Below are 4,511 nucleotides of genomic sequence, written 5' to 3' on the forward strand. Positions count from 1 at the left end.
TCACCCTCGCGGTCGCAGCCGTCGGCGCCGGCGTCGCCTTCTGGCTGCGCCTGCCCGCGGGCGCCTTGATCGGGCCGATGCTGCTCGGCGCCGCCCTCCATGCCACCGGTGTCGCCAGCATCACCCTGCCGCTGCCGATCCTGGAACTCGCCTACGCGACGATCGGCTGGTACGTCGGCCTGCGCTTCACCCGCGAGACCCTGCGCGCGACGCTGCACGCGCTGCCCGGCATCCTGGTGGCGACGCTCGCCGTCATCCTGCTCTGTGCCGGCTGGGCGCTCGGGCTGACGCACCTGCTGGCGATCGACTTCCTCACCGCCTTCCTCGCGACCAGCCCCGGGGGCCTCGATTCGGTGGCGATCATCGCGGTCGGCTCGAAAGTCGACGTGTCGTTCGTGCTCGCGGTGCAGACGCTGCGGCTGTTCGTGGTGCTGATCACCGGCCCGCTGCTCGCCAAGTGGATCGCCCGCGCGGTGCCGCAGGAACCCGCGTGAATGGATGAGGCGGCGTGAATGCACGCGCTCTGGCTCGCGTTCCTGAATTCATGGCGCGGGCTCGTCCACGGCGCCCGCACCGAGCGCGCCGTGCGGCTCGAGCTCGCGCTGCTCGTCGTGGGCGTGCCGGCGGCGCTGGCGCTCGGCACGAACCTCTGGGTCCGCGTCGCCCTGATGGCGACGCTCCTGCTGATGCTCGCGGCGGAGTTCCTGAACACCGCGATCGAGAAGCTGTGCGACCACCTCCACCCCGGCCGGCACCCGCGCATCGGCATCGTGAAGGACCTCGCCTCGGCCGGGACGTTCTCGGCGCAGGCGCTCGCCGCCCTGATCTGGATCGCGGCCCTCTTTGATCGCTTCTGACGCGCTGGCCCCACGCACAGGCATCCTTTCCCGAAACGCGCGATTCGCGCGATTTGATAGGATTTCCGCAGCACTCCCGTAAAGACCGCCGTCTTATCCCGAGGCTGCATGAAAGCCTCGCTTGCCCACGCAAGAAAACAATCCTCCCGGCACGCGGTGATCCTGCCGTCGCTGTTCTGGAGCCGGACCCGTCCGGATTTCTACGCGGTGACCTGTCGCCTCGGGGCCGACGGCATCCGCTTCCGCTCCGCGATCGTCCCGAACCCGGGCGAGCACCTGACCTGCAGCATCGGCCTCGTCGGCACCCTTGAGGTCCGCGTCGCCCACACGGCCGAGCGGGCCTTCACGGTGAAGCCGACTCCCGGGCGGCAGTACAACACCGCCATCGCCCGCACCCTCGTCGAGCTCGCGGGACGCCAGAGCCGCCGGCTCGACCGCCACGGAACCTCACCGCGGATCGTCCCGCGACGCACCGAGGTGGCGGTGGCCCTGGCCGATGGCACCGTCCTCAAGGGCCGGCTCGCCGAGGTCTCCATCGCGCGGGCGGACGTCTACCTCGCGGCCCCGGTCGCGGTCGGCGCCAAGGTCCGCCTCGGCGCCACCGAGGCGGTGGTGGCGCACAGCTTCCGCAACGGAATCGGCGCCTACTTCCTCAGCCCGCTCGATCCCGACCTCCTCGACGAGGGCCTCGTGCTCTGACAATCGCGTAGGCTTTCACGCTCGCATGGGGGCCGTAGGCCGGTCGGGCATCGCGGGCCTCGGCCGAGCCGCGCGCCTTCGCCCGCTCGCATCTTGCGCCGCAAGCCGCTATTGCCGGCCACATGTCCGACACCGTGAAACCCGCCCCGCACCCGGCCGAACCGGCGCCCGACTACATCCGCAAGATCCTCACGGCTCGCGTCTACGACGTGGCGATCGAGAGCCCGCTCGATCCGATGCCGCGGCTCACCGCGCGTCTCGGGCGGCCGGTGCTGCTGAAGCGCGAGGACCTGCAGCCGGTCTTCTCGTTCAAGCTGCGCGGCGCCTACAACAAGATGTCGGCGCTCTCGCCCGAGCAGCTCGCCCGCGGCGTGGTCTGCGCCTCGGCCGGCAACCACGCTCAGGGCGTGGCGCTGGCGGCCGCGCGCCTGAAGGTGCGGGCGGTGATCGTGATGCCGCGCACGACGCCGGCGATCAAGGTCGACGCCTGCCGGGCGCGGGGTGCCGAGGTGATCCTGCACGGCGACGCTTTCGACGAGGCTTTGACCGAGGCGCGGCGCATCGAGACCGAGCAGGATCTCACCTTCCTCCACCCCTTCGACGACCCGGACGTGATCGCCGGACAGGGCACGATCGGCATGGAAATCCTGCAGCAGCATACCGGGCCGATCGAGGCGATCTTCGTGCCCGTCGGCGGTGGCGGCTTGGCGGCCGGGATCGCGACCTTCGTGAAGTACCTGCGGCCCGAGACAAAGGTGATCGGCGTCGAGCCGGACGACGCCGCCTGCATGGCCGCGGCCCTGAAGGCCGGCGAGCTCGTCCTGCTGCCGACGGTCGGCCTGTTCGCCGACGGCGTCGCCGTGCGCCAAGCCGGCGCCGAGACGTTCCGCCTGTGCCGCCAGCACCTCGACGAGGTCATCACCGTCGACACCGACGCCATGTGCGCGGCGGTCAAGGACATCTTCGACGACACCCGCGCGGTCTCCGAGCCGTCGGGCGCCCTCGCGCTCGCGGGCGCCAAGCTCTACGCCGAGCGCACGGCGAAGGGTGACGGCTCGGACGGCCCGCTCGTGGCGATCTCGTCGGGGGCGAACCTGAACTTCGACCGGCTGCGCCATATCGCCGAGCGGGCCGAGCTTGGCGAGGAGCGGGAGGTCCTGCTCGGCGTCACCATCCCGGAGAAGCCCGGCGCCTACCGGGCCTTCATCACGGCCCTGGGGCCGCGGGCGATCACCGAGTTCAACTACCGCTACGCGCCGGGCGCGCAGGCGCGCATCTTCGTGGGCATCAACCTGCCGGGCGGACGCCCCGAGAAACGCGACTTGATCGCCGGGCTCGTCGCCGACGGCTACGACATCCACGACATGAGCGACAACGAGATGGCCAAGGTCCATGTCCGCTACATGGTCGGCGGCCGCGCCTCGGGCCTCGCGCACGAGCGGCTCTACCGCTTCCAGTTCCCGGAGCGGCCGGGCGCGCTGCTGAAGTTCCTCGATGCGCTGGGCGAGGGCTTCAACATCACCCTGTTCCACTACCGCAACCACGGCGCCGACTACGGCCGGGTGCTGGCGGGCATCGCCGTGCCGCCGGGCGCGCGCGAAAAATTCGACGCGGCGGTCGGGGCGCTCGGCTTCCCCTGCTTCGACGAGACCGACAACCCGGCCTACCGGATGTTCCTCGACGGCGAGCCGGCGCCCAAATCGGGCCTCGCCGGCTGGTTCGGCCTCAGGAAGGCGTGACGGCGACCGCCTGGGCCGTTTTCCGTGATCTCTGGATCACGAAAAACGGCCCAACCTGTTATGTGGTCGCATCTTCTTCGCGCGAGCCGGCATCCACCGCGCTTGAAAATGCTTTAGCGCTGCACCGTCTCGACGCTGACGACGTCGGGGTTCGCCCGCAGCGTCGCGGCGATCGCCTCGACGCTGGTGGCCGACAGGCGCACGAACGCCACCTCGATCTCGTCGAGGGCGGGGTCTTCGGCTGTGCGCGCCGTGAACTGGCGCACCCGCGAGGCACGTTCCCCGGTCGCGACGTGCAGGGTGTCGATCGACAGCGTCCCCCGCTTGGCGACGATGCGAAGCGTCCGCGTCTGCATCCGGTCGCGCCAGCGCTCCTCCAGCGGTTTCACCCCCGCCAGGATCGCGATGACGAAGGTCGTGGTCGCCACCGCCGGGACGTAGAGCCCGCCGCCGATGGCGAGGCCGATCGCCGCCACCGCCCACAGGCTCGCGGCGGTGGTCAGACCCTTCACCACCTCGCCGCGTAGCAGGATCGTGCCCGCACCGAGGAATCCGATGCCGGAGACGACCTGCGCCGCGACGCGCGAGGGATCGAGGACGACGTTCTTCGCCCCGAGCGCGTCGGCGAAGCCGTAGTTCGAGACCAGCATGATCAGACAGGATCCGACGCAGACCAGCATGTGCGTGCGCAGGCCCGCCGCCCAGAGCAGGCGTTCGCGTTCGAGCCCGATCACGCTGCCGAGCAGGGCCGCCAGCGCTAGGCGGCCGATCATCTCCGCGTTCCCGAGCAGCGTTCGCCTCCCTGGTCCTCAGCGATCGGCGGTGAAGAATAGGCGCGTCCGGCGCGTCATGCGACGCCGAGCGTGGCCTTCTCCACCTCGTAGGCTGCGCGCACGGTCGCCGGCCCGTAGGTGCGCTCCAGGCGCCGGACGGTGAAGTGGGCACGCGCCATCGACTGGAAATGGCCCATGAAGGCGGTGTTGACCGCTGCCCCTCCGAACGCGCCCAGCACCGGCACCGCCTGCGCGGCGACCTTCTGCGAGACCACGATGCCGAAGCGCGCCGCGATCTGGGCGGTGAAGCGGATCAGCGCCGGGGCGGACTGGTCGAGCAGGGTCTTGCTCCCGGCGTAGCGGGCGGCCTCGGCCATCGTCTTGGCGAGGGCGGCGCGCACGGCGAAGTAGCCGCTCTCGGCCAGCCCCGTGCCGTCGGCGCC

At 70.9% G+C, this 4,511-nt stretch carries 6 protein-coding genes; 4 read left to right on the top strand and 2 right to left on the bottom strand.

Features of this window, described 5'->3' with window-relative positions:
* The 4 genes from FV222_RS18035 to ilvA form a co-directional block, all read left to right on the top strand.
* A partial coding sequence (locus FV222_RS18035; protein ID WP_147815313.1) for an AbrB family transcriptional regulator occupies window positions 1-494 on the top strand: 494 nt, incomplete at its 5' end.
* An 18-nt stretch (window positions 495-512) separates the two neighbouring features.
* The gene (locus tag FV222_RS18040; RefSeq protein WP_147753081.1) at window positions 513-857 is read left to right on the top strand and encodes a diacylglycerol kinase; all 345 of its coding nucleotides are present in this window, start codon (window positions 513-515) and stop codon (window positions 855-857) included.
* Between the two features lie 156 nt (window positions 858-1,013).
* Window positions 1,014-1,556: a PilZ domain-containing protein gene (locus FV222_RS18045; protein WP_210248496.1), complete on the top strand. Its 543-nt coding sequence runs from the start codon at window positions 1,014-1,016 to the stop codon at window positions 1,554-1,556.
* 122 nt (window positions 1,557-1,678) lie between these two features.
* Window positions 1,679-3,295, top strand: a complete 1,617-nt coding sequence (gene ilvA, locus FV222_RS18050) for a threonine ammonia-lyase, biosynthetic (RefSeq protein WP_147815315.1) — start codon at window positions 1,679-1,681, stop codon at window positions 3,293-3,295.
* A gap of 113 nt (window positions 3,296-3,408) precedes the next feature.
* On the opposite strand, the gene FV222_RS18055 is transcribed toward ilvA, so the two are convergent.
* Complete coding sequence (locus FV222_RS18055) at window positions 3,409-4,068, bottom strand: MgtC/SapB family protein (RefSeq protein ID WP_147815316.1); 660 nt, start codon at window positions 4,066-4,068, stop codon at window positions 3,409-3,411.
* A gap of 74 nt (window positions 4,069-4,142) precedes the next feature.
* On the bottom strand, window positions 4,143-4,511 hold a 369-nt coding region (locus tag FV222_RS18060; protein WP_187277370.1), incomplete at its 5' end, for an EcsC family protein.

The sequence above is a fragment of the Methylobacterium sp. WL103 genome, from assembly GCF_008039885.1.
GTDB lineage: Bacteria > Pseudomonadota > Alphaproteobacteria > Rhizobiales > Beijerinckiaceae > Methylobacterium > Methylobacterium cerastii.

Excerpts from the sequence above, each read along its gene's own strand:
- FV222_RS18040 (WP_147753081.1), top strand. The coding sequence starts at position 513 with ATGCACGCGCTCTGGCTCGCGTTCCTGAATTCATGGCGCGGGCTCGTC.
- ilvA (WP_147815315.1), top strand. The coding sequence starts at position 1,679 with ATGTCCGACACCGTGAAACCCGCCCCGCACCCGGCCGAACCGGCGCCC.
- FV222_RS18055 (WP_147815316.1), bottom strand. The coding sequence starts at position 4,068 with ATGATCGGCCGCCTAGCGCTGGCGGCCCTGCTCGGCAGCGTGATCGGG.